Source organism: Aquimarina sp. MAR_2010_214 (assembly GCF_002846555.1).
GTDB lineage: Bacteria > Bacteroidota > Bacteroidia > Flavobacteriales > Flavobacteriaceae > Aquimarina.
Genome location: NZ_PJMS01000001.1, coordinates 614,866 through 636,959 on the forward strand (window position 1 = coordinate 614,866; position 22,094 = coordinate 636,959).

The following is a 22,094-nucleotide window of genomic DNA, read 5'->3' on the forward strand; positions in this document are numbered from 1 at the left end:
TTGAATCAAAAATACTAACTATTTATAATAAATCTAAATAAAAATAAGCTAATTTATATCTTTCAACTTTAATTGAAGAGACACTTCTCCATTCCATTCATTTTCATCAATAGTATACGCAGCTTTAAAGTATTGTCCTTTGGTAATCAAATCATATTTGGGGCCAAGATTGAAGCCAATAGTTCCTATAGCAACTTCATTTTTTTGCACTCTACACTTCAGATGTTTCTCATCTGCTCCCACACATTTTCCATATCCGGTATCATGTAATCCTTCTGTCATAAAAACGGGAGCCATATTCCCTGGACCAAATGGAGCAAATTGTTTTAAAATGCGATAGAATTTAGGAGTGATTTGATCTAATTCAAGAGCGGCATCAATAGCTATCTCAGGAATAAGCATTTTTTTATCAATAGTAGAAGATACTACTTTTTCAAATTTCTGCTTAAACGACAGGTATTGCTCTTCTTTTAATGTTAACCCTGCAGCATATTTATGACCTCCAAATTGTTCTATATGCTCCGAGCAGGCTTCTAATGCATTATACACATCATATCCTTTTACAGATCTTGCAGAAGCTGCTAATTTTGAGCCACTTTTTGTAAAAACCAAAGTTGGGCGATAATACGTCTCTGTCAATCGTGATGCGACAATACCAATCACTCCTTTATGCCAATTTTCGTCATATACAACTGTAGTATATCTATCCTCTTCTTTATTTTGAAGTACCTGAGTCAATGCCTCCTGAGTTATGCTTTTATCAGCATCTTTTCTATTGTTATTATAAAGTTCTATTTCTGCAGCATATTGTTGTGCAATATCTAGATTTTCTTCTGTCAACAAATTAACAGCATGTAACCCATGTTTCATTCTTCCGGCTGCATTAATCCTGGGTGCAATAATAAACACCAGATCTGTTATCGTCAGAGTTTCTTTTTTTACTTCAGACAACATTGCCTTAAATCCAATCCTAGGATTTGCATTAATAACCTGTAAGCCATAATATGCCAATACACGATTCTCACCTGTTATTGGCACAATATCTGCCCCAATAGCAGTAGCCACGAGATCTAAATATGGAAACAAATCTTCTATAGTTTGATTTTGATGAACTGCCAATCCTTGAATCAATTTAAACCCTACTCCACAACCGCATAATTCTTTATACGGGTACTCGCAATCCTTACGTTTTGGATCCAAAACTGCGACTGCATCAGGAATCTTATCTCCTGGCCTATGGTGATCACAAATAATAAAATCGATTCCTTTTTCTTTGGCATACGCTACCTTCTCTATAGCTTTAATTCCACAGTCTAAAGCAACAATAAGAGAAATATCATTATCATGTGCATAATCAATTCCTATATATGATATCCCATACCCTTCACTATATCGATCAGGAATATATGTAGCGATTTGATTAGATAATGTTTTTAAATAAGAAGACAGTAATGCTACAGATGTAGTACCATCTACATCATAATCTCCGTATACCATTATGTTTTCGCCATCGGCTACTGCTTTTTGGATTCTGGCAGTTGCCTTATCCATATCTTTCATCAAAAAAGGATCGTGTATATCTTCTAAAGACGGTCTAAAGAATTTTTTGGCCTGATCAAAAGTCGTTATCCCTCTTTGCACTAACAGTGACGCAATTATTATATCTACATTAAGAGTTTTTGCCAGATTTTCTATTGTTGAAATATCAGGTTTTGGTTGTAGTGTCCATCTCATTGGTGCGGTAAATTCCTATATTAAAAAATCCAAAGTACAAAAAACATCCTGACCTCTCCTGATTTGACATTAGTTTTGTATTTTGCTTTGCTTAAAATTTTATGTTTAAACTCAAAAAAAATACACAATATGGCATTAGTTACTCCATTATCGGCAGATCATGATCCGGAAACCAGGGAATTAGCAGAATTTTTTAATGAAACCTTAGGGTTTTGTCCTAATTCTGTACTTACCATGCAAAGAAGGCCTGCTATTTCTAAAGCATTTATCAATCTTAATAAAGCCGTAATGGCAAATGAAGGTAGGGTAACTTCTGCATTAAAACGTATGATTGCCTGGGTAAGCAGTAATGCCACAGGATGTAGATATTGCCAGGCACATGCTATTCGTGCAGCCGAACGATACGGTGCAGAGCAAGAGCAGTTAGATAATATATGGGAGTATAAAACGCATGCCGCTTTTAGTGATGCAGAACGTGCAGCACTTGATTTTTCGCTTGCTGCATCAATGGTTCCTAATGCTGTAAACGAGACCATTAAAGAAGAATTATATAAATACTGGAATGAAGGTGAAATTGTAGAAATGTTAGGAGTGATTTCTTTATTTGGATATTTAAATCGCTGGAATGATTCTATGGGTACAATGGTTGAAGAAGGAGCTATTCAATCTGGTGAAAAATATTTAGGAAAACATGGTTGGGAAAAAGGAAAGCATGTTTAATATAATAAACCTATCGGGATATTAATATCCCGACAGGTTTTGTTTATTTTACTTTCCAAATGATCTAAACAGAAATGATCTTCTCTTTAACTGCTTTAATCACTAAACCAGCTGTATTTTTTACACCTAATTTACCCATTAAGTTTTTTCGATGTCCTTCAATTGTTCTTACACTTAGAAAAAGTTGTTCTGCAATTTCTGCTGTTGTAAACTCTTGAGTAATCCCTTCTAACACTTCCAGTTCCCTAGAGGTAAGGTGATAATCTTTTCGTATCGCAGGAGGTTTAGAAGTTTTATGCTTCAACCCTTTTAATAATGCTTCTGACACAAAAGGATTAAAATAAAACCCTTTTTCGTACGTAGATCGTATTGCTGTTTCTAACTCATGCTGGGTAGTATCTTTTAATAGATATCCATTAGCTCCTGCTTCCATTAAATAAGAGATCATTCTTTCTTCTGTATGCATTGTTAGAATAATAATTTTTAGGTCAGGATACAATTCTTGTAATTTTAGAGTTGTGTCTACACCGTTCATATCTCCCATCTCTAAATCCAAAAGGATTACATCCGGAACCACATTATTCAACTGTGCTAACAGGTCTTTACCACTCACTGCTTCTAATACCAATGAAATATTGGCCATTCTTTTTAACAGCGACTTTATACCTTCGCGAAATAAGTTATGATCATCAATCAGTCCTAGTTTTATAGTCTCCATGATTAATTGTGATTAATTGTGTTAATGCTTCTTTTTACTTACTTAGGGGTTTTTTGCTGCTTTTATGATCAAACTGGTATTACAATTTTCACTTTCATACCAGAGCTTTTTTTTAAAAAATGTATATTTCCAGAAAGCACCGACAATCTACTTTCTATATTTTTGAGTCCTAGCCCTTTTTTATGTAAAAGGTTTTTTTGTTCCAAACCTTTCCCATCATCTTCATAAAGTATAATTAACGAACTTTCTTTATTTTTTAACTCAACATGTATCACCGAAGCCTCTGCATGTTTAAGCGTATTCGTAATTAATTCCTGAATGATTCTATACAGGTTAAGTTCTTTTGATTTGGCTATCGTTTTTATCGTGTTATTTTTAAAATGTACACTAATTTTTCCCGAATCATTTATGGTTTGCACCAAGCTTTGTATTGCTTCTATCAGCCCTAATTTCTCTAGAACAACTGGTCTTAGATCTTGTGAAATACTACGTACACTTTGTATCATGTCATCGAAAAAAGAGCTCATTTTTTTGGCAATACCTATAAGCTCTTTTGGAGGTAATTCTGGTGTAATTTGCCCAAAATACAATTTGGTGGTGGTTAACATCGCTCCCACATCGTCGTGTAATTCTTTGGCAATCCTACTCCTTTCTTCTTCCTGACTAATAATCGAAGTCTTAAGTAATTCTTTTTGATAATCAGATTCTATTTTTTGATGTTTCTGCTGTTGCGCCAACAACCTGCGTTGATAAAGAATAAAAAATATGATTACTGATAATGATAACAAAAAAATTACTACCATACCAATGATTATAACCTTTAATGCTACAGCTTCTTCGGGTTCACCCATAAACAAATCATATAAAAATAGTAAAGAGCTATACTTTTGTTTTTATTAGCAACTTAGCTATAAAATATAGCTCTTTACTTTTTAATTAATTATCTTTTACAGACCTAATCTATCAGTGGTGTACAAGTTGACGGACAAGGGCTTGAATACTCATAAATAAACGTTCCTGTTTTAGCCTAATTTTGATAAAAACCAAACATCATGACTTCTGGCAACTTTAAAGTAAATTATACCATTCTTTTAATATATTAAATCTATATTTTTAAGATTATCCGAAAGCTATTTCTGGATTCATCATTTTTCCAATCATGTATTGTTTTTTGTGTTCACTACTATCTGGAGGCTCTTTTTGTTGTCTAGCAATAAATGAGTCTAATGGGGTTAAAAATAATAAACGAATTGTTTTCATGATTTTAGGTTTTAAAAGTTTACATAAATATAGCTCAAAAAAAGAGTAAAACCAGTACTTAAAGCCAAAATCATTTGATCAAAAATCACTGTTTTTACTAGTATTTTCTTGAGGCTTTACCCATATCGCAATCGTATAAAAAATCGTTAGTACAATGTTTATTACCGCATGTAACCCCCAAAGAATATAACTAGCAGTCGTTATCCCTTTAAACAAGGTATTATTCATAAAAAACAAGATCAAATTGCTAGAAAAATAAATCAAAAATCCAGAATTGATCCAAAACATAGGATTTGTTTCCAGGGCACTATATTTTACTTCTTTAAGTAATGCATAAAAATAACCTAAAGAAAAAAAAATAACTAACGCTCCTAAAAGGGTTGTTGTATTAGAATTAAAGGTCATTAACCCTTGTAAAAATACCGTATTAATAACAGCAAATATGGCAAAACCAATACTTAAAATAGTAAAGAAATATTTTGAAAATATTTGTGATAACGCCATCTTATAAATATTAACTATCAATAGAAAATGAATTACCGTAAAAAAATGATACAATGGCATATTATTTATTTTTTTATACCAGAGTATATTAGAAATAACCTCTACAGTCAATACTCCTAATAATAAATATACCAGTTTAACTTGTATCCTATTTAGTGATTTAAACTTATATACCGATAATAGTAAAGGGATAGTCACTATAAAAGACGAAATCAACCTTAAAACATCAAAAAGCTCTTTACTCATTAGTTTCTAATTATATAAATCACCTCTTAGCACAAGTAGGTGGACATGGACTTGAATACTCAATAAATACTTCAGAATCGCTATATTCGATAATCCCCGCTCTTTGCGATATGTTTTCTACTGGGTTCTTGGGTGTGATTCCAATAACTGGGGTAAAAGATATCATATCCTTATACTGAAACTTATTCATATCTAATCCAGGATAAAATTTTATTGCTTCAATACCATTAGGTAAGTAGGGATTAATCAAACCTGCTGTCACCTTATAAAAAAGCACTCTTTCCATTGGTTTTTTCTTTGTTTTTACTGTAAACAAATCATCAACCAGACTCATATCTACCTGCTCCCAGTTATCATGAATCATTTGCTTAAAGGTTTGAGGTACAATCTCGGATCCCGGTTCATTTTCTTTATTCTGTGATTCGTTCATTTCTGGTTTTTGAAAAGCTTCTAGGCCAAAAAACTGTTCATTACCTTTTTCATCAACAATCTCAAAAATTGGAAAGAATGTAAACTTTTCTTTATATCCACGTTTCAACGCCATGTGCATAGTAAAAGTATCGATCTCTTGTATGGCATTAAAACGCTTAACATCATCATCGCTCATACTAAAATAATACACTCGTTCATATTGCCCAACAGAAGGATCTAGTTTATGAAAATGATGTGTTAATTGTAGTACATCGGCATTTTTCCAAAGAGAGGTAGATTTTTTAAAAGACTCTTTTGTGATTGAGGTGTTTTCTTGTGTGATTACGTTTTCCATTATATACTATATTTATAAGTTAATAATTAGTATTAAAGTTAGTCAAAAAAAACCTGCACACTTTGCTCTAAAAGGAATTTACAGGTAATTACCGTACAAAAACACGTATTTACCACGTATTTTAATTTTCGCTGTTTTAGTTTATCATACAAGAAGGATATATAGATACCTATAAGGTGTAAAACATGAATGGTTTACATAAAATAATAAGATTCGTATCCCATAAATGGTATTATTTTTTTAAGTAATACCGATAACTTTTATACAGTAGATACATGGTAATTAATAGAATCAATATTGCCCACATCCAATAGGTACCAGGTAGATGAGCTGCAATCATTTGCGTGTCAGAATATTGGATTTTACCATCTCGTTCGAATTGTTTTGTAAATAGGTACCCTATTTGCAGATATGTACTTAATACACATTGAGTTCCTAAAAACAAAAGTGTGAAAGCTTCGAGGTTTCTTACTCTAAGAATCGCAATAAAAAATAGAATTGCTGCAAAAACACTTAAGATAATTAATGCCAGCAGTTCATGAATCCATAAACATAATGATAGTACCATTATTATAATGAGTAGCCATAAGGCGATTTTAGAGCTAATTTTATTTCTGGCAGAAGCTATAAGTATGGCTCCCGAAATTGCAGGACCCAATAATCCTCCTGCTGCAGTAATACCTCTGGCAATATTAAAAGGCAAATAACTGGTCGAAACATTAGAGTAGGCAACACCTCCTCCGTTTTCATATATTTCGAGATAGATAAACTTCCCTCCCAGTAATATTGCAGTTAAGCCATGGCCCATTTCATGAAACCAAGTGCCTAACAGTAATAGCGGATACTGTATGAACCCAAAATAGGGTAGTTGCCACAATAAAAAAACAAGCAAGCTAATTCCTATTATAGAAAGCAAGGGGTAGTTTTTCACACACTCAAAGTTTTATACTTAACTTATATAACGATCTTTATCACTAAAAATTGAAGTACTCTATTTCTTTCCTTTTACAATAATTACAATTTCACCTTTAGGAGGTTTGTTTTCAAAATGCTGTATGACCTCTTCTGCTGTTCCTCGTATCGTTTCTTCATGTAGTTTACTCAATTCACGTGATACCGAAACTTGTCGATCTGCGCCAAAATAGGTTGCAAAATCTCCTAATGTCTTAATCAATTTGTGAGGAGATTCATAAAACACCATCGTTCTAGGTTCTTCTGATAAAAGTTTTAATCTGGTTTGTCTTCCTTTTTTTACGGGTAGAAATCCTTCAAAAATAAATTTATCATTGGGTAAGCCGCTATTAACCAAAGCAGGTACAAAAGCTGTTGCTCCAGGAAGACATTCTACGGCTATCCCTTGCTCGACACAAGCTCTAGTGAGTAAAAACCCAGGGTCACTTATTGCGGGAGTACCTGCATCGCTTATTAATGCAATAGTTTCTCCTGCGTTTAATTTTTGAATAATACGGTCCACCATTTTATGTTCATTATGCATATGGTGACTTTGCATAGGAGTAGTAATCTCAAAATGCTTTAACAATTTTCCGCTAGTTCGAGTATCTTCGGCCAATATCAAATCTGCCGCTTCAAGAACTTTGATAGCTCTAAAAGTCATATCATCAAGATTACCAATCGGTGTAGGTACAAGGTATAGTTTTGACATTAAGGTCTTATTTTTTTACCAACAGCATAAGAAACTATAAGAATTATAATCGCATACAACGATAATCCTATAGCATGCCCAGCATAATGATGCGCTAAAGTAGCTAATACCAAATCAAAAAAGAAACCGGCATATGCCCATTCTTTGAGCCATTTTATTTTATTTGTAAGAATAGCCGTTATTCCTAATACTTTAGCCACTGCCAAGGGAATTACTATATATGTTGGGTAATCAAAACTTTCGAAAAAACCTTTTATCATTTCAGTTTTAAAAAAATACATCTGAGCAGAGTATAGCATTATAGCACATAGAACAATCGTAGCAATCCAATATATAATTTTCATAACCTGTATTTAGTGATCAAATTTACTAAGAACGATATCCATAAAACGCTCCTCATATTCTTCTTTACCTTCCCAGTTATGATAATCTGGTTTTATCATAGTTGCAATAAACTCTTCTGCTTCACTTTTACCTCGAAGCGTGCTTAACTGGGATAACACCCGGTTATAATCGGAAGCATTTCCTTCAAAAAGGTATTTTATAAAGGCTAATCGATCATTAAGTCCAATATCAATTTCTTTTCTCAATTGATCATTAAGAGATTTAGGTCGATCATTAGTATCTGTATCATGATGTAAAGAAGATATATCTTGTTCCGTTGGAGTAACATTCTCCATATCATTTTTTTCATATGCTGATTGAGATGGGATCGAATCTGAAAAAGAGACAGCTTCTTCTACTACTTTAGTACTTGCAGGTACAAAAAGATCTTCAGTAACTCTCGCATTAATTTCTTCGATAATAATTTCGGGCTTATTTTCTATAGTAGTAACATCATTATCTTTTTGCTCCGGATCACTTTTTGGTGAAGAAAATTGTTCAGGAACTGATTCTTCTTTTATATCAGAAGTCGGTTTGGAATCAATATCTATTTTGATTTTTTGCTTTTCCTTTTTTAATTCATCTGACTCATTTGATTGATCAGGGGTATCTATTTCATTACTATCCAGGGATGCTTTAATCTGACCAATAGTAGGTTGTGGCCCTGCAAAATGAGACTCAGAAAAACTAAGAATAGTTAACTTCTCATATAGTTTACGGGCTTCTTCCTGTAACTCAGGTAAGGTAGTCTTATCTTTAAGTTGTAATATTCTATGGGCAATACTTATAAGTTCCGCTTCCAATTTCTTCTTCATAACTTTCTTATTCGTTTACAATACTGCTTTTTGTTTTTTAATAAATTTACCTCATCTTTAGAGTAAGGAGAAGGGATTTCTTTAATTGATGCTGAAAAATACAAAATGTTTCTCGAAAATACGGTAAATCATAAAGAGCAATTTGGGTGGATAGAAGTAATCTGTGGTTCTATGTTTTCGGGTAAAACCGAAGAATTGATTCGCAGATTAAAGCGCGCACAATTTGCCAAACAAAATGTTGAAATTTTTAAACCTGCTATTGATGTCAGGTATAACGATGAAATGGTAGTCTCTCATGATGCTAATGAAATTCGTTCTACCCCTGTTCCTGCAGCAGCTAATATTAGAATTCTAGCTGACACTTGTGATGTTGTTGGAATTGACGAAGCGCAATTCTTTGATGATGAAATTGTATCAGTCTGTAATGATTTAGCTAATAAAGGAATTCGTGTTATCGTTGCTGGATTGGATATGGATTTTAAAGGAAATCCTTTTGGACCCATGCCAGCATTGATGGCTACAGCAGAATATGTTACCAAAGTACATGCTGTTTGTACCAGAACAGGAAACCTCGCTCAATTTAGCTATAGAAAATCCGCAGAAGATGATTTGGTCTTATTAGGAGAGACAGATGAGTATGAACCTTTAAGTCGAGCGGCATACTATAAAGCCATGCTTAAGGAAAAAGTAAATCAAATGGAGGTTAAAGACCCTAAAGAAATATCTAAAAAAACTAAAAAAACTGATGAGTAGTGTAAAAGAAACCGTTTTGCAAATCAACCTGGCTCATCTTACTCATAATTTTAATTATTTAAAAAGCAAGGTTAACTCCAATGTTAAAATCTTGGCCGTAGTAAAAGCTTCGGGATATGGCAGTGATGCCCCTATAATTGCAAAACATTTAGAAAAGATAGGAGCAGACTATTTTGCCGTTGCTTATGTCTCAGAAGGGATTACACTTCGAGAATCAGGAATAAAAACTCCAATTTTAGTATTGCATCCACAGCCTGTAAATTTTCAAAAACTAATTGAATACCAATTAGAACCTAGCCTATATAGTGCGAGAGTTCTCAAAACATTTATAGCAACAGCTACTACTCTACATCAGAAAAATTATCCGGTTCATATCAAATTTAATACTGGATTAAACAGAATTGGTTTCTGGGAAAATGATGTTGATCATATTATTGAAAACCTCAATACAACTGAAGCAATTAAAGTAGTTGCTCTTCTTTCTCATCTGGCGGCTAGTGAAGATGCTTCAGAAAGGGATTTTACAATACAACAGATCAATTCTTTTAAAAGAATTGCTAATAATATGATTGAGAAGTTAGGGTATACGCCTATACTTCATCAATCCAATACTTCTGGGATTCTTAATTATCCCGAAGCACATTTTGGTATGGTACGAGCCGGCATAGGATTGTACGGATACGGAAACGATGCAAAATACGATGCAGCATTAAAGCCCGTAGCGGGTTTAAAATCCGTAATCTCACAGATTCATGAATTAGAACCCGGAGAATCAGTTGGGTATAACAGAGCATTTATTGCTTCAGAATATACCAAAACCGCTACAATACCTATTGGACATGCTGACGGAATTAGCAGGCAATATGGAAATAAAAAAGGGTTTGTAACTATACACAACAAAAGAGCGTATCTGATTGGTAATGTATGTATGGATATGATTATGGTAGATGTTACCGATATTGACTGTAAAGAAGGGGATGAAGTTGTTATTTTTGATGTAGATTCTAGTGCATCTGCTGTAGCCGAGAATATAGGAACAATCTCTTATGAATTACTTACCGCAATTTCTCCAAGAGTAAAACGTGTTGTCGATGATAATTGATTTTTAACGAAAAACGGCTAAGTTCTAAAAAGCATATTATTTACTACTATGTTTTTAAATTCCATCCAGGCAGTATTGGAAGCAAAGGCTATAGCTGCTACGGTTGCCATTTTACTGGTTGAATTTTTTATTTTTTCTAAGACTAAAAACCAATTCAGATAATTCTGAAGGTATTTTGTTGCCACTCCATTGAAGGGCTCCATAAATTTCCTTAGACGCATATCCATATTATTCACATTTTGTACGTGATATATTTTGTCAACAGCTCTTTGACCCTTCGAAGCATTAAATTTTTTGTGTGCTACCTTCTTGTCTTTTGCAAATGCAGTATAGCTTCTGTGACTGTCGCTACAAAGGGTTTCTACTTTAGCCAACTTCCCTTGTAATATAGTCTCCAAGTCACTTTTACTAATGCGACCTCTGGTAGCTACTTTGAAATCTTTGTTCCCTGATCGGTCACAACTGGCTATCACAGCTACTTTTTCATTACTGAGACCAGCTTTACTTGCCTTTGCGCCACGTTTTCTAGCAGGACGATCCAAATTTCGATTCCCTTTTTCAGAGTAAGCAAAGAAAAGATCATCACTCTCTAGGATTCCTTGGAATTCATCCACACTTACGCTCCCAAAGGAGACAAGTAATTTGTGCCTCCAATCAAAAGAAGTCTGAATAGAAATCCCTGTTTCTTTGGCACTCTTGCGAATACTATATCCAGAGAGTAAACAGAATAAATAACGATTAACTTTGTCTTTCTTCTTGAGGTTGTACCAGAACTTACCGGTAGTTTCACTAAAGTTTTTATGACAAGTATTACAAACATAGCGCTGTACTCCTTTGAGCTTACCATTAGCCTTAATTTTATTGCACTTACAATGAGGACAGCTTATGGCTTTACTCTGATTGCTATCAATCAGGGCTGAACCCTCAGTAGAGATCTCCAATAATGTGGAAACAATTTCTGATTGAACCAAAGCCGATGAACTAATGAAAAAATCTCTAAAATCTTCTGGTATCATTTCTCCGTTTTTATAAAGTAAAGATAAAACATATTCTAATTAGAACTTAGCCCGAAAAACCAATTGCATTAGACAGTATCACCCTTATAATTGGTCTAATTTTTTGTTAAATTAGTACATTACTAACTATCTAAATTTAATTAATTATGGGGTTTTTTAAAGATTTTAAATCTTTCCTATTAAAAGGAGATATTGTTGCACTAGCCACTGCTGTTGTCATCGGAGGTGCATTTAATAAAATTGTTGGTTCTGCTGTAGCAGATATTATAATGCCTATTGTTGGTGTTATAACCGGAGGAACAGATTTTACTCAAAAGTTTATTGCTCTCGATGGTGGAGAGTATGCTACTCTTGCTGCTGCCCAAGAAGCAGGAGCCGCCGTTATGACCTATGGCAACCTGATACAAGCAATAATTAACTTTATTATTGTTGGTTTGTTTATTTTTGTGGTACTCAAAGCATATGAAAAATCTAAAAAGAAAGAAGAAGAAGCTCCTGCTGCACCAGCGGGTCCAACTCAAGAAGAGTTATTGGCAGAGATCAGAGATTTACTTAAGAAGTAAAAATATTGCTTAAAAGAAAGAGTTATCTATAGCTACCGCTATACTACATATTCTAATCAGTAAACCGCCCCAAGTTTAGGGGCGGTTCTTTTTTACACATTGTTTAATATATAACAAATAGTGTAAATTTCTATATTTTTAATATAAACACTTGTCGTCTAGGAAATATTCCTCAAATTTGTATGAAATTAAAAGGAGTATAATTTTCGCTATGCGAAAATGAAAAAATATAAATTGATGAAAGTAGCTGTAGTAGGTGCTACCGGTCTGGTAGGAACCGTAATGTTAAAAGTATTAGAAGAAAGAAATTTTCCGGTAACAGAATTAATTCTCGTAGCCTCTGAACGATCTATTGGGAAACAAATTTCATATAAAGGCAAAGAGTTTTCTGTAGTAGGACTTGCTACTGCGATAGAAATGAAACCAGATGTTGCCTTATTCTCTGCTGGCGGAAGTACTTCTCAGGAATGGGCTCCAAAGTTTGCAGAAGCAGGAATAACTGTTATTGACAACTCATCTGCCTGGAGAATGGATCCTACAAAAAAACTAGTTGTTCCAGAAATCAATGCTAAATCATTGACCAAAGAAGATAAAATTATTGCCAACCCTAATTGTTCTACTATACAATTGGTTATGGCTTTAGGTCCATTACACGATAAATATAAAATAAACCGTGCTGTGATTTCTACGTATCAATCTATAACAGGTACCGGAGTAAAAGCAGTACAACAATTAGAAAATGAATATGCAGGTGAAAAAGGAGAAATGGCATATCCATATCCTATTCACCGTAATGCTATTCCACACTGTGATGTATTTCAGGAAAATGGATATACCAAAGAAGAGATGAAATTGGTGAACGAAACCCAAAAAATTCTTGATGACCGTACTATTGCAGTAACAGCAACAGCAATTCGTATTCCTGTAGTTGGTGGGCATAGTGAGAGTGTAAATCTCGAATTTGATAGTGATTTCAATGAAAATGAAATACGACAACTTCTAAATGAAACGTCTGGAGTTACCGTACAGGATAATCCTGATACAAATACGTATCCTATGCCTATCTATGCAGAAGGTAAAAATGATGTTTTTGTAGGTAGAATTAGAAGAGATCACTCTAGAAAAAATGCTTTAAATATGTGGATAGTATCAGATAATCTACGTAAAGGAGCAGCTACTAATGCAGTACAAATCGGAGAATACCTGGTGGAAAATGAACTTATAGGTTAATCCATCCTAATAATATACTATTAAAAAGACCCTTGCTTTTAAAGAGAAAGCAAGGGTCTTTTTATTTAAGAGCTAGATTACCTGTTTGTATAATTTCTGTAAGGTTTCCAACATTTCCTCCTCTAATACAGTAATTTAACTCCTTAAAAAATAGAAAAATGAATAAATTAATTTGGCTAAGTTCTAAAAAGCATATTATTTACTACTATGTTTTTAAATTCCATCCAGGCAGTATTGGAAGCAAAGGCTATAGCTGCTACGGTTGCCATTTTACTGGTTGAATTTTTTATTTTTTCTAAGACTAAAAACCAATTCAGATAATTCTGAAGGTATTTTGTTGCCACTCCATTGAAGGGCTCCATAAATTTCCTTAGACGCATATCCATATTATTCACATTTTGTACGTGATATATTTTGTCAACAGCTCTTTGACCCTTCGAAGCATTAAATTTTTTGTGTGCTACCTTCTTGTCTTTTGCAAATGCAGTATAGCTTCTGTGACTGTCGCTACAAAGGGTTTCTACTTTAGCCAACTTCCCTTGTAATATAGTCTCCAAGTCACTTTTACTAATGCGACCTCTGGTAGCTACTTTGAAATCTTTGTTCCCTGATCGGTCACAACTGGCTATCACAGCTACTTTTTCATTACTGAGACCAGCTTTACTTGCCTTTGCGCCACGTTTTCTAGCAGGACGATCCAAATTTCGATTCCCTTTTTCAGAGTAAGCAAAGAAAAGATCATCACTCTCTAGGATTCCTTGGAATTCATCCACACTTACGCTCCCAAAGGAGACAAGTAATTTGTGCCTCCAATCAAAAGAAGTCTGAATAGAAATCCCTGTTTCTTTGGCACTCTTGCGAATACTATATCCAGAGAGTAAACAGAATAAATAACGATTAACTTTGTCTTTCTTCTTGAGGTTGTACCAGAACTTACCGGTAGTTTCACTAAAGTTTTTATGACAAGTATTACAAACATAGCGCTGTACTCCTTTGAGCTTACCATTAGCCTTAATTTTATTGCACTTACAATGAGGACAGCTTATGGCTTTACTCTGATTGCTATCAATCAGGGCTGAACCCTCAGTAGAGATCTCCAATAATGTGGAAACAATTTCTGATTGAACCAAAGCCGATGAACTAATGAAAAAATCTCTAAAATCTTCTGGTATCATTTCTCCGTTTTTATAAAGTAAAGATAAAACATATTCTAATTAGAACTTAGCCATTAATTTTAGCCTTAAGAATACTTCTGGGAGTGATGTTGGTTGTTTTTGGAAGTAATAAATTTTTTGAATTCATGCCTGCTTTTGAATTTACTAATCCTGATGCAGGTATCTTTTTTGGTGCATTAGTCAACAGTTATGTACTAAAAGTTGTCGGGATTATCGAGGTAATTGTCGGACTTTTACTTCTTATAAATAAAGCTCTTCCTTTTGCTCTGATAGTATTAGCTCCTATTTCTGTAAATATTATTTTATTCCACGCTACATTAGATCCCGTCAATATTGGCCCCGGAGCATTGGTTTTCTTCATAAACGCTTTCTTAATATTTAAATATTGGGACAAGTATAAAACACTTTTCTAAAACCAAAATTTTTCGTTTCTTACAGAAAATTCCGACTGCTCCCGCATATTAATCCTACATAGTGCTATACCCCAAAGCAATATGGAAGAAATCTTATTTCTTTACAGGTAAATTTGCAGAGCAGTCTTTTTTATATTTTCTTTAGCATTAATAGTCACATCTTTTGATAGATTTGTGAATCATACTAACGCATTGCATCATGAAAAAAGCACTTTTTGTATTATCCATCATTACAATAATGGTGGCTTGTAAAAACAAAACTAAAGAAGAAACTTCTAAAACTACCATTGCATTGAACTACCCTGAAACTAAAACAGTAGATACAGTAGATACTTATTTTGGCACTCAAGTAGAAGATCCATATCGCTGGTTAGAAGATGACCGAAGTAAAGAAACTGAAGACTGGGTGGCGACACAAAACAAGACTACTTTTGGATATTTAGAAAACATTCCTTTTAGAAAAGATCTGAAGAAACGTCTATCTGATCTTTGGAATTACGAAAAAGTTGGTTCTCCGTTTAAAGAAGGGGATTATAGCTATTTTTATAAGAATGATGGCCTTCAAAATCAGTATGTTATCTACCGATTCAAGAATGAAGGTGATGAACCCGAAGTTTTTCTAGATCCTAACACCTTTAGTAAAGATGGTACTACATCTCTTGGAGGAATATCTTTTTCTAAAAACGGAAAACTTGTAGCCTATGCTATTTCTGAAGGGGGTAGTGACTGGCGTAAAGTAATCGTTAAAAATGCTGAAACCAAAGAGATCATAGAAGATACTATTGTTGATGTTAAGTTTTCTGGAATATCCTGGAAAGGTAACAAAGGGTTTTACTACTCTAGCTACGATAAGCCAGAAGGAAGTGAGCTTTCTGCCAAAACAGATCAACATAAAGTATATTATCATAAATTAGGTACGTCTCAAAAAGACGATGCCTTAATTTTTGGAGGTACTCCAGAAGAAAAACACCGATATATTGGTGCAAGTGTTACAGAAGATGATCAATATCTTATTATTTCTGCCAGTGTTTCTACTTCTGGAAATAAGTTATTTATCAAAGACCTTACAAACCCAAATAGTAAACTCATTACTATCATGGGTACTGCAGATAATGATACTTATATTATAGAAAATGTAGGTTCTAAACTTTATCTTGTTACCAATCTAAATGCACCCAACCAGAAGATTGTAACGGTAGATGCCTCCAATCCAACTCCAGAAAACTGGAAAGACTTTATTCCCGAAACTGAAAATGTATTAAGTCCTAATACAGGTGGAGGATACTTCTTTGCAGAATATATGGTTGATGCTGTTTCTAAAGTAATGCAATATGATTATGATGGTAAATTGATTCGTGAAGTAGAATTACCAGGAGTAGGAAGCGCAAATGGATTTGGTACTAAAAAGGAAGAAAAAGAACTATATTACTCCTTTACCAACTATAAAACACCTAGTAGTATTTATAAATATAATATTGCCGAAGGTACTTCAGAATTATATCGTAAACCAAAAATCGATTTCAATCCAGAGAATTATGAAAGCAAGCAGGTTTTTTATACCTCTAAGGATGGTACAAAAATACCAATGATTATTACCTATAAAAAAGGGATGGAGCTTAATGGTAAAAACCCAACTATCTTATATGGTTATGGAGGGTTTAATATTAGCCTTACCCCAGCGTTTAGTATTGCCAATGCTGTATGGATGGAACAAGGCGGAGTATATGCAGTACCTAACCTAAGAGGTGGTGGTGAGTATGGTAAAAAATGGCATGTTGCCGGAACAAAAATGCAAAAACAAAATGTATTTGATGATTTTATCGCAGCAGCAGAATACCTTATAGAAAACAAATATACATCTAGCGACTATTTGGCTATTCGTGGTGGATCTAATGGAGGATTACTTGTTGGTGCTACTATGACACAGCGACCAGACCTTATGAAAGTAGCTTTGCCAGCTGTTGGTGTTTTAGACATGTTACGCTACCATACCTTTACTGCCGGAGCAGGATGGGCTTATGATTATGGTACATCAGAAGAAAACAAAGAGATGTTTGATTACATCAAAGGGTATTCTCCTGTCCATAATGTAAAAGCAGGTGTACAATACCCTGCTACTTTGGTTACTACAGGAGACCATGATGATCGTGTGGTACCAGCACACTCGTTTAAATTTGCAGCACAACTACAAGCAAAGCAATCAGGTGATAATCCTACATTGATTAGAATTGAAACCAAAGCGGGACATGGTGCAGGAACACCAGTAAGCAAAACCATCGAACAGTATGCCGATATTTTTGGTTTTACACTCTATAATATGGGATATGAAGTATTACCAGAAAAAGTTACCGACGAAGTAAAAGGGTAATCTTTTTAACTTAGAACTTGTCTTAAAAAAATAAAAAATCCGTTTTCTGAAAAGAGGCGGATTTTTTGTTAAAGTTCAATATATTTGAGTAATGTTAAAAGTAGACAATATATCCTTCGCTTATGATAAACTTCCTGTTTTAAAAAACGTTAGTTTTACTATTAAAAAAGGGCAGCATATTGCCCTAATTGGTGCCAGTGGTTGTGGAAAAAGTACCTTGTTAAAAATCATTTATGGCCTTTTACAGGTGCAGGAAGGAGAACTATCCTGGAATGGCACTAAAATATTAGGGCCTCTTTTTAATCTTGTTCCCGGTGAAGAAAACATGAAATACCTCTCACAGGGTTTTGAGCTACAATCCTATCGTAGTGTCGCGGAAAATATTGGCCAATATTTGTCTAATTTTCAACCAGAGTTAAAACAAGGTCGGGTAGATGAGTTACTCGACATTGTAGAAATGACTGATTTTGCTGACACCAAAGTCGAAAACCTGAGTGGTGGTCAAAAACAAAGAGTAGCACTGGCAAAAGCATTAGCCAAAAGACCAGAATTATTACTGCTTGATGAACCTTTTGGCAATATTGATAACTTCAGACGTAGTTCTTTGAGAAGAAATCTATTTAGATATCTAAAACGTAATAAAATTACAAGTATCACCGCTACACATGATAAAACAGATATTCTCTCTTTTACAGATCAGACAATTGTTATTCGCCAGGGTAAAATTTTAACTCAAAAAGATACGATCACTTTATATCAAAACCCTACCGATTATTATATTGCCGCCCTCTTTGGAGAAGTAAACGAAATACAACTTTCTTCATTTACAACATCTGATAGTCAGGATACTATTTTGGTCTATCCTCATGAGATAGAAGTTAATCCTAATTCTATGATAAAAGTACGAGTGAAAAACGCATATTTCAATGGGAGTCATTATTTGATTGAAGCTGTACTGGACAATACAATTCTCTTTTTTAATCATCACAGTAAATTAACTGCTCCCAAAATGATTGGGATTACAATTCCTGAAGAAATCATTGAGAAAAGAAAATAAATCTAGTTGTTGTAGTCTACTAACTTAAGTTCATTCCCATCAAAAACACCATAGGTGTAATGAGTAATCCAGTCTCCTAGATTTATATATTGGGATTGTTCGTTTAATTGTATTTCCATAGGAAGATGTCTATGTCCAAACACAAAATAATCCCTGTGTTTACTTTCTAATTTTCTTTTGCAATATTGCACCAACCACTCATTATCTTCTCCTAAAAAAGTCACATCTTCATCTCCCGAAATCAATTTATTTTTAACAGAAAGATACTGTGCCAGTTTTACTCCAAGATCTGGATGTAACCATCTAAAAAACCATTTTGCTACAGGATTGGTAAATACTTTTTTCATTCGTTTATATCCTTTGTCTCCAGGTCCTAAACCATCACCATGGCCTATAAAAAAAGTAGTGTCGTTAAAAGTGAATTCCTGGGGTTTATGATACACAGGAATATTTAATTCTTCTTCAAAATATCCATTCATCCATAAGTCATGATTTCCTACAAAATAATAGATCGGTATTCCCGAATCTGTAATTTCTGCCAGTTTCCCTAAGGTTCTGGTAAAGCCTTTAGGCACCACAGTTTTATACTCGAACCAAAAGTCAAAAAGATCTCCTAACAAGAAGATAGCGGCTGCATCTTTTTTAACTTCATCCAACCATTTTACAAATTTTTGCTCTCTGGGAAAACTCTTTTCTGATGTTGGAGCCCCCAAGTGATTATCACTTGCAAAGTATATTTTTTTCCCTTCAGGAAGGTTCATACGTATAATTTAAAAGGTAAAGGTAAGAAAAGGACCTAAAATTTAAATGATCTATTCATTATCTGATGCATACCACTCTGCAAATGATGTTTCGGTTTCTTTAAGTTTTAAAGAAAATAACTTAATACCTTCAGGCAATCGAGAGGTAATCCTTTCAGCAAAATCAATTACCATATTTTCACTGGTAGGTTGATAATCTACTAAAATTACATTATGCCCTCTATCTTTTAATTCTTTTGCAAGTTCTATATGTGGTGTGTTTTTGTTAAATACTGTTGCATGATCAAAAACATCTTCAATATCTTCTTTTACAATCCTTTTAAGGTCTCCAAAATCAATCACCATTCCTAATTTTACATGCGAAGTATCTGTAATCGGTGTGCCAATTACAGTTACACTTAGCTTATAGCTATGACCATGAACATTTCTACATTTACCATCATATCCATATAAAGCATGTCCGGTTTCGAAAGAAAATTGTTTCGTAATACGAATTTTACTCATTGCTTACTTTGTAATTTTTGGCAAAGTTACGGAAGATTATCGTCTCTTTCTCTTATTTATAAAGTAAACCACAACCAAAACAATTCCTAATACCAGAAACAATCCATTACCTCCTAAAAAATTTAGTATATCCATTATTTATTTAGATTTTTAATTTATAACCCAGGTTCTACATAAGAAAACAACGGCATTTTGAGTATTTTCTTATAAAAAACTAATAAAAGCGGGTAAACCCGCTCTATAATCTAATACTGCTAGATGAAATACAATCTAAAAAAATAAATCACTACGCAATACGTATTAACACATAGATCTACATGCAGCTAAACTTGCCGCACAATGAGAATGACCATCTTCTCTACAATCTACAAAGTCTTGTCTACATTCTCGCAAACAACTATTTGCTCCTCCATTAATACTTGATTGCTCCGTTTTGTTTAAGGACTGAACATGATTTAGGTTTAAAATGTTTTTTAACATGGTTATAGGTTTTAATTTGTAATAATGTAATTTAAGTAAAATATAGGTGTACAACAAATTTCCTTTTTCAATTGAAGTTTGTTTTTCTATTGATTTTTTTGCGTGAGGGATAGTAACGGTTACCCCACAGTCTGACAGAAAGGAAGTACGAGGAGTAAAAGTGAATAGCCCGACCCTTTGGGTCACGTCTAAAAGACAAAAAAGAAAATAACCCCAGAAACAAACACACAAGTGATATGTTTAATGATGAAAACTTTCCTTTTCATACGAGGCGAGCCTTGAAATATTAAATGAGTCGTCCTAAAACAAGTTGACACAAATTCGACTTATTTTAGGACGAGACAAATAATGCTAAGTGAAATACAATCTAAAAAAGCAAATCACAATGCACAAGCATTAACACGCAGATCTACATGCAATATAATCTGCCAGACAGTTAGCACCTCCACTACCAAGACAACTAATATAGTCTTGCCTGCAAGCTAGAAAACAACTGCTTCCTCCATTAATACTTGATTGCTCTGTTTTGTTTAATGATTTAACATCATTACGGTTTAAAATGTTTTTTAACATAATTAAAGGTTTTAAATTTGTAATGATGTAATGTAAAGAAAATAACAAAGGCAAAATTGAGGTTTACCGTAGTCTCTGTTATTCAACTCGTTTATACTCTTTCCAACTGGCTACAAAATGGTCTTTTGCACCCATATTTTGTCTTTTTTTCGTTCCATAGCTCGCTATGCACCTCAAAAAAGACTTTATCTGGACACAAAACCTTAATTTTTCGCTTCAATCAAAAAAGTTTAAACGAGTTCATTTTTTAAATTTTTCTAATGCTTTTTTAGTAAACTCAGAAAGCACTAATTCACCAGAAATAGCCGCCCTTTCTATAAGAAGTTCTTGCCAATGCTCTGTTCCTTTCCAATTTACTTTTTTCATTTGTTGTATTGCTTCTGGGTTATACCCAGCAAGTTTTTCGGCAAATAGTTGTGTTTCTTTATCTAATTCTGATATGGTACTAAAAACGCGCGCATATAATCCTTGTTCTTTTGCCCAATACGCATTTTTCCACTGCGATGCATCCCATGCAAGAGCTTCAAAAGCGGCTAATCCTATTTTTCTTGATACTGCCGGTTCTATTACAAAAGGACCTATACCAATAGTTAATTCACTTAATTTAATCGATGCTGCTTCTGTAGCCAGGCAGTAATCACACGCAGAAGCTAATCCAACTCCTCCTCCTACAGTTTTACCTTGTATCCTTCCTATGATTGGTTTTTTACATTTTCGCATTGCATTAATCACATTGGCAAATCCAGAAAAGAATTGTTTTCCTTCTTCTAGATTTGTTATTGCTATGAGTTCATCAAAAGAAGCTCCTGCACAAAATGCCCGGTCTCCTTCTGATTTAAGAATGATTACAGATACCGATGTATCCTCTGATAATTCATCAAAAGCTTTAGCCAATCTTGCTAATAATTCTGATGGAAAAGAATTACTGGCATGGTGACCAAATTCTATCGTTGCAATGTTGTTTTCGGTATGAGTATATAAGCTTCCGCTAGATCTTGGTATCATTGTTGTTGTAACTTTTATAGTAAAAGTAACTAATCCCAACTGAAGATTAAAATACCACATATAATTATTTTGGTTGGTATCATTCACCCATCTGGTGACTCCTGTATTAAAATTGTTTAATGAATAATCTTAATACAATCAAATGGTTTATTTCTTAGTAAAAATTAATTGTAATTATCTAAAATATAATACGTTTATATATAGAGATGGTTCATAAAAAATATATGAAGAAGATGTTAGAAGAATTTTTTGAAAAAAACAGATTACGAATAGGGATTCTATTA

General features: G+C 33.8%; 25 protein-coding genes. 8 read left to right on the top strand and 17 right to left on the bottom strand.

Annotated features, from left to right (window positions below; translation table 11 throughout):
• Positions 1-48: 48 nt before the first annotated feature.
• On the bottom strand, positions 49-1,734 hold the full coding sequence (recJ, locus tag ATE84_RS02785; protein WP_101445601.1) for a single-stranded-DNA-specific exonuclease RecJ: 1,686 nt from the start codon (positions 1,732-1,734) through the stop codon (positions 49-51).
• Between the two features lie 129 nt (positions 1,735-1,863).
• Here recJ and ATE84_RS02790 point away from each other — a divergent pair, with 129 nt between their 5' ends.
• Positions 1,864-2,454 carry a carboxymuconolactone decarboxylase family protein gene (locus tag ATE84_RS02790; RefSeq protein ID WP_101445603.1) on the top strand — a complete coding sequence of 197 codons (591 nt, stop codon included), beginning with the start codon at positions 1,864-1,866 and terminating at the stop codon, positions 2,452-2,454.
• Between the two features lie 64 nt (positions 2,455-2,518).
• Here ATE84_RS02790 and ATE84_RS02795 read toward each other — a convergent pair whose 3' ends face one another.
• The 9 genes from ATE84_RS02795 to ATE84_RS02830 form a co-directional block, all read right to left on the bottom strand.
• Complete coding sequence (locus ATE84_RS02795) at positions 2,519-3,172, bottom strand: response regulator transcription factor (protein ID WP_101445604.1); 654 nt, start codon at positions 3,170-3,172, stop codon at positions 2,519-2,521.
• 68 nt (positions 3,173-3,240) lie between these two features.
• The gene (locus tag ATE84_RS02800) at positions 3,241-4,023 is read right to left on the bottom strand and encodes a sensor histidine kinase (RefSeq protein WP_101445606.1); all 783 of its coding nucleotides are present in this window, start codon (positions 4,021-4,023) and stop codon (positions 3,241-3,243) included.
• A 268-nt stretch (positions 4,024-4,291) separates the two neighbouring features.
• On the bottom strand, positions 4,292-4,432 hold the full coding sequence (locus ATE84_RS25990; RefSeq protein ID WP_158237157.1) for a hypothetical protein: 141 nt from the start codon (positions 4,430-4,432) through the stop codon (positions 4,292-4,294).
• Positions 4,433-4,510: 78 nt separating this feature from the next.
• On the bottom strand, positions 4,511-5,182 hold the full coding sequence (locus ATE84_RS02805; RefSeq protein WP_101445608.1) for a hypothetical protein: 672 nt from the start codon (positions 5,180-5,182) through the stop codon (positions 4,511-4,513).
• Between the two features lie 19 nt (positions 5,183-5,201).
• Complete coding sequence (locus ATE84_RS02810; protein WP_101445609.1) at positions 5,202-5,948, bottom strand: hypothetical protein; 747 nt, start codon at positions 5,946-5,948, stop codon at positions 5,202-5,204.
• A 232-nt stretch (positions 5,949-6,180) separates the two neighbouring features.
• The gene (locus ATE84_RS02815) at positions 6,181-6,879 is read right to left on the bottom strand and encodes a M50 family metallopeptidase (RefSeq protein WP_101445611.1); all 699 of its coding nucleotides are present in this window, start codon (positions 6,877-6,879) and stop codon (positions 6,181-6,183) included.
• Between the two features lie 60 nt (positions 6,880-6,939).
• Complete coding sequence (rsmI, locus tag ATE84_RS02820) at positions 6,940-7,611, bottom strand: 16S rRNA (cytidine(1402)-2'-O)-methyltransferase (protein ID WP_101445613.1); 672 nt, start codon at positions 7,609-7,611, stop codon at positions 6,940-6,942.
• Positions 7,611-7,955 (bottom strand): DoxX family protein, encoded by a 345-nt coding sequence (locus tag ATE84_RS02825; RefSeq protein ID WP_369828486.1) that lies wholly within the window; start codon positions 7,953-7,955, stop codon positions 7,611-7,613. Before ATE84_RS02825 ends, rsmI begins: the two co-directional genes overlap by 1 nt.
• A 9-nt stretch (positions 7,956-7,964) precedes the next feature.
• Positions 7,965-8,810 (bottom strand): hypothetical protein, encoded by an 846-nt coding sequence (locus ATE84_RS02830; protein WP_101445617.1) that lies wholly within the window; start codon positions 8,808-8,810, stop codon positions 7,965-7,967.
• A 105-nt stretch (positions 8,811-8,915) separates the two neighbouring features.
• Here ATE84_RS02830 and ATE84_RS02835 point away from each other — a divergent pair, with 105 nt between their 5' ends.
• Together ATE84_RS02835 and alr are read left to right on the top strand one after the other, a co-directional pair.
• A complete protein-coding gene (locus tag ATE84_RS02835) occupies positions 8,916-9,563 on the top strand; it encodes a thymidine kinase (RefSeq protein ID WP_101445619.1) in 648 nt (215 codons plus the stop codon).
• Positions 9,556-10,665 (top strand): alanine racemase, encoded by a 1,110-nt coding sequence (alr, locus tag ATE84_RS02840; RefSeq protein ID WP_101445621.1) that lies wholly within the window; start codon positions 9,556-9,558, stop codon positions 10,663-10,665. The genes ATE84_RS02835 and alr overlap by 8 nt, the downstream gene beginning before the upstream one ends.
• Positions 10,666-10,682: 17 nt before the next feature.
• On the opposite strand, the gene ATE84_RS02845 is transcribed toward alr, so the two are convergent.
• A complete protein-coding gene (locus tag ATE84_RS02845; RefSeq protein WP_101444842.1) occupies positions 10,683-11,681 on the bottom strand; it encodes an IS1595 family transposase in 999 nt (332 codons plus the stop codon).
• 146 nt (positions 11,682-11,827) lie between these two features.
• Here ATE84_RS02845 and mscL point away from each other — a divergent pair, with 146 nt between their 5' ends.
• Both mscL and ATE84_RS02855 read left to right on the top strand, forming a co-directional pair.
• Positions 11,828-12,244, top strand: coding sequence for a large conductance mechanosensitive channel protein MscL (gene mscL / locus ATE84_RS02850; RefSeq protein ID WP_101445623.1), 417 nt, complete (start codon positions 11,828-11,830; stop codon positions 12,242-12,244).
• 237 nt (positions 12,245-12,481) lie between these two features.
• Positions 12,482-13,474 (top strand): aspartate-semialdehyde dehydrogenase, encoded by a 993-nt coding sequence (locus ATE84_RS02855; RefSeq protein ID WP_101450790.1) that lies wholly within the window; start codon positions 12,482-12,484, stop codon positions 13,472-13,474.
• A 176-nt stretch (positions 13,475-13,650) separates the two neighbouring features.
• Here ATE84_RS02855 and ATE84_RS02860 read toward each other — a convergent pair whose 3' ends face one another.
• On the bottom strand, positions 13,651-14,649 hold the full coding sequence (locus tag ATE84_RS02860; RefSeq protein WP_101444842.1) for an IS1595 family transposase: 999 nt from the start codon (positions 14,647-14,649) through the stop codon (positions 13,651-13,653).
• A gap of 56 nt (positions 14,650-14,705) precedes the next feature.
• Between ATE84_RS02860 and ATE84_RS02865 the strand changes: the two genes are divergently transcribed.
• From ATE84_RS02865 to ATE84_RS02875, 3 genes are all read left to right on the top strand, one after another.
• Positions 14,706-15,062: a DoxX family membrane protein gene (locus ATE84_RS02865; protein ID WP_255412048.1), complete on the top strand. Its 357-nt coding sequence runs from the start codon at positions 14,706-14,708 to the stop codon at positions 15,060-15,062.
• Between the two features lie 199 nt (positions 15,063-15,261).
• Positions 15,262-17,430 (top strand): prolyl oligopeptidase family protein, encoded by a 2,169-nt coding sequence (locus ATE84_RS02870; protein WP_101445627.1) that lies wholly within the window; start codon positions 15,262-15,264, stop codon positions 17,428-17,430.
• Positions 17,431-17,521: 91 nt separating this feature from the next.
• On the top strand, positions 17,522-18,487 hold the full coding sequence (locus tag ATE84_RS02875; protein WP_101445629.1) for an ABC transporter ATP-binding protein: 966 nt from the start codon (positions 17,522-17,524) through the stop codon (positions 18,485-18,487).
• A 2-nt stretch (positions 18,488-18,489) separates the two neighbouring features.
• Here ATE84_RS02875 and ATE84_RS02880 read toward each other — a convergent pair whose 3' ends face one another.
• The 5 genes from ATE84_RS02880 to ATE84_RS02895 form a co-directional block, all read right to left on the bottom strand.
• A complete protein-coding gene (locus ATE84_RS02880; RefSeq protein ID WP_101445631.1) occupies positions 18,490-19,248 on the bottom strand; it encodes a UDP-2,3-diacylglucosamine diphosphatase in 759 nt (252 codons plus the stop codon).
• A 51-nt stretch (positions 19,249-19,299) separates the two neighbouring features.
• Positions 19,300-19,752 carry a 6-carboxytetrahydropterin synthase gene (locus ATE84_RS02885; RefSeq protein ID WP_101445633.1) on the bottom strand — a complete coding sequence of 151 codons (453 nt, stop codon included), beginning with the start codon at positions 19,750-19,752 and terminating at the stop codon, positions 19,300-19,302.
• A gap of 300 nt (positions 19,753-20,052) precedes the next feature.
• Positions 20,053-20,418: a hypothetical protein gene (locus tag ATE84_RS25815; protein ID WP_143273551.1), complete on the bottom strand. Its 366-nt coding sequence runs from the start codon at positions 20,416-20,418 to the stop codon at positions 20,053-20,055.
• A 210-nt stretch (positions 20,419-20,628) separates the two neighbouring features.
• Complete coding sequence (locus ATE84_RS25995; RefSeq protein WP_158237158.1) at positions 20,629-20,805, bottom strand: hypothetical protein; 177 nt, start codon at positions 20,803-20,805, stop codon at positions 20,629-20,631.
• Positions 20,806-21,045: 240 nt separating this feature from the next.
• Complete coding sequence (locus tag ATE84_RS02895; RefSeq protein WP_101450792.1) at positions 21,046-21,810, bottom strand: enoyl-CoA hydratase/isomerase family protein; 765 nt, start codon at positions 21,808-21,810, stop codon at positions 21,046-21,048.
• Positions 21,811-22,094 lie beyond the last annotated feature (284 nt).

What these genes read in the sequence shown, in the direction of transcription:
- recJ (WP_101445601.1), bottom strand. Translation starts at nt 1,734, where the DNA reads ATGAGATGGACACTACAACCAAAACCTGATATTTCAACAATAGAAAAT.
- ATE84_RS02790 (WP_101445603.1), top strand. Translation starts at nt 1,864, where the DNA reads ATGGCATTAGTTACTCCATTATCGGCAGATCATGATCCGGAAACCAGG.
- ATE84_RS02795 (WP_101445604.1), bottom strand. Translation starts at nt 3,172, where the DNA reads ATGGAGACTATAAAACTAGGACTGATTGATGATCATAACTTATTTCGC.
- ATE84_RS02800 (WP_101445606.1), bottom strand. Translation starts at nt 4,023, where the DNA reads ATGGGTGAACCCGAAGAAGCTGTAGCATTAAAGGTTATAATCATTGGT.
- ATE84_RS25990 (WP_158237157.1), bottom strand. Translation starts at nt 4,432, where the DNA reads ATGAAAACAATTCGTTTATTATTTTTAACCCCATTAGACTCATTTATT.
- ATE84_RS02805 (WP_101445608.1), bottom strand. Translation starts at nt 5,182, where the DNA reads ATGAGTAAAGAGCTTTTTGATGTTTTAAGGTTGATTTCGTCTTTTATA.
- ATE84_RS02810 (WP_101445609.1), bottom strand. Translation starts at nt 5,948, where the DNA reads ATGGAAAACGTAATCACACAAGAAAACACCTCAATCACAAAAGAGTCT.
- rsmI (WP_101445613.1), bottom strand. Translation starts at nt 7,611, where the DNA reads ATGTCAAAACTATACCTTGTACCTACACCGATTGGTAATCTTGATGAT.
- ATE84_RS02825 (WP_369828486.1), bottom strand. Translation starts at nt 7,955, where the DNA reads ATGAAAATTATATATTGGATTGCTACGATTGTTCTATGTGCTATAATG.
- ATE84_RS02830 (WP_101445617.1), bottom strand. Translation starts at nt 8,810, where the DNA reads ATGAAGAAGAAATTGGAAGCGGAACTTATAAGTATTGCCCATAGAATA.
- ATE84_RS02835 (WP_101445619.1), top strand. Translation starts at nt 8,916, where the DNA reads ATGTTTCTCGAAAATACGGTAAATCATAAAGAGCAATTTGGGTGGATA.
- alr (WP_101445621.1), top strand. Translation starts at nt 9,556, where the DNA reads ATGAGTAGTGTAAAAGAAACCGTTTTGCAAATCAACCTGGCTCATCTT.
- ATE84_RS02845 (WP_101444842.1), bottom strand. Translation starts at nt 11,681, where the DNA reads ATGATACCAGAAGATTTTAGAGATTTTTTCATTAGTTCATCGGCTTTG.
- mscL (WP_101445623.1), top strand. Translation starts at nt 11,828, where the DNA reads ATGGGGTTTTTTAAAGATTTTAAATCTTTCCTATTAAAAGGAGATATT.
- ATE84_RS02855 (WP_101450790.1), top strand. Translation starts at nt 12,482, where the DNA reads ATGAAAGTAGCTGTAGTAGGTGCTACCGGTCTGGTAGGAACCGTAATG.
- ATE84_RS02860 (WP_101444842.1), bottom strand. Translation starts at nt 14,649, where the DNA reads ATGATACCAGAAGATTTTAGAGATTTTTTCATTAGTTCATCGGCTTTG.
- ATE84_RS02870 (WP_101445627.1), top strand. Translation starts at nt 15,262, where the DNA reads ATGAAAAAAGCACTTTTTGTATTATCCATCATTACAATAATGGTGGCT.
- ATE84_RS02875 (WP_101445629.1), top strand. Translation starts at nt 17,522, where the DNA reads ATGTTAAAAGTAGACAATATATCCTTCGCTTATGATAAACTTCCTGTT.
- ATE84_RS02880 (WP_101445631.1), bottom strand. Translation starts at nt 19,248, where the DNA reads ATGAACCTTCCTGAAGGGAAAAAAATATACTTTGCAAGTGATAATCAC.
- ATE84_RS02885 (WP_101445633.1), bottom strand. Translation starts at nt 19,752, where the DNA reads ATGAGTAAAATTCGTATTACGAAACAATTTTCTTTCGAAACCGGACAT.
- ATE84_RS25995 (WP_158237158.1), bottom strand. Translation starts at nt 20,805, where the DNA reads ATGTTAAAAAACATTTTAAACCGTAATGATGTTAAATCATTAAACAAA.
- ATE84_RS02895 (WP_101450792.1), bottom strand. Translation starts at nt 21,810, where the DNA reads ATGATACCAAGATCTAGCGGAAGCTTATATACTCATACCGAAAACAAC.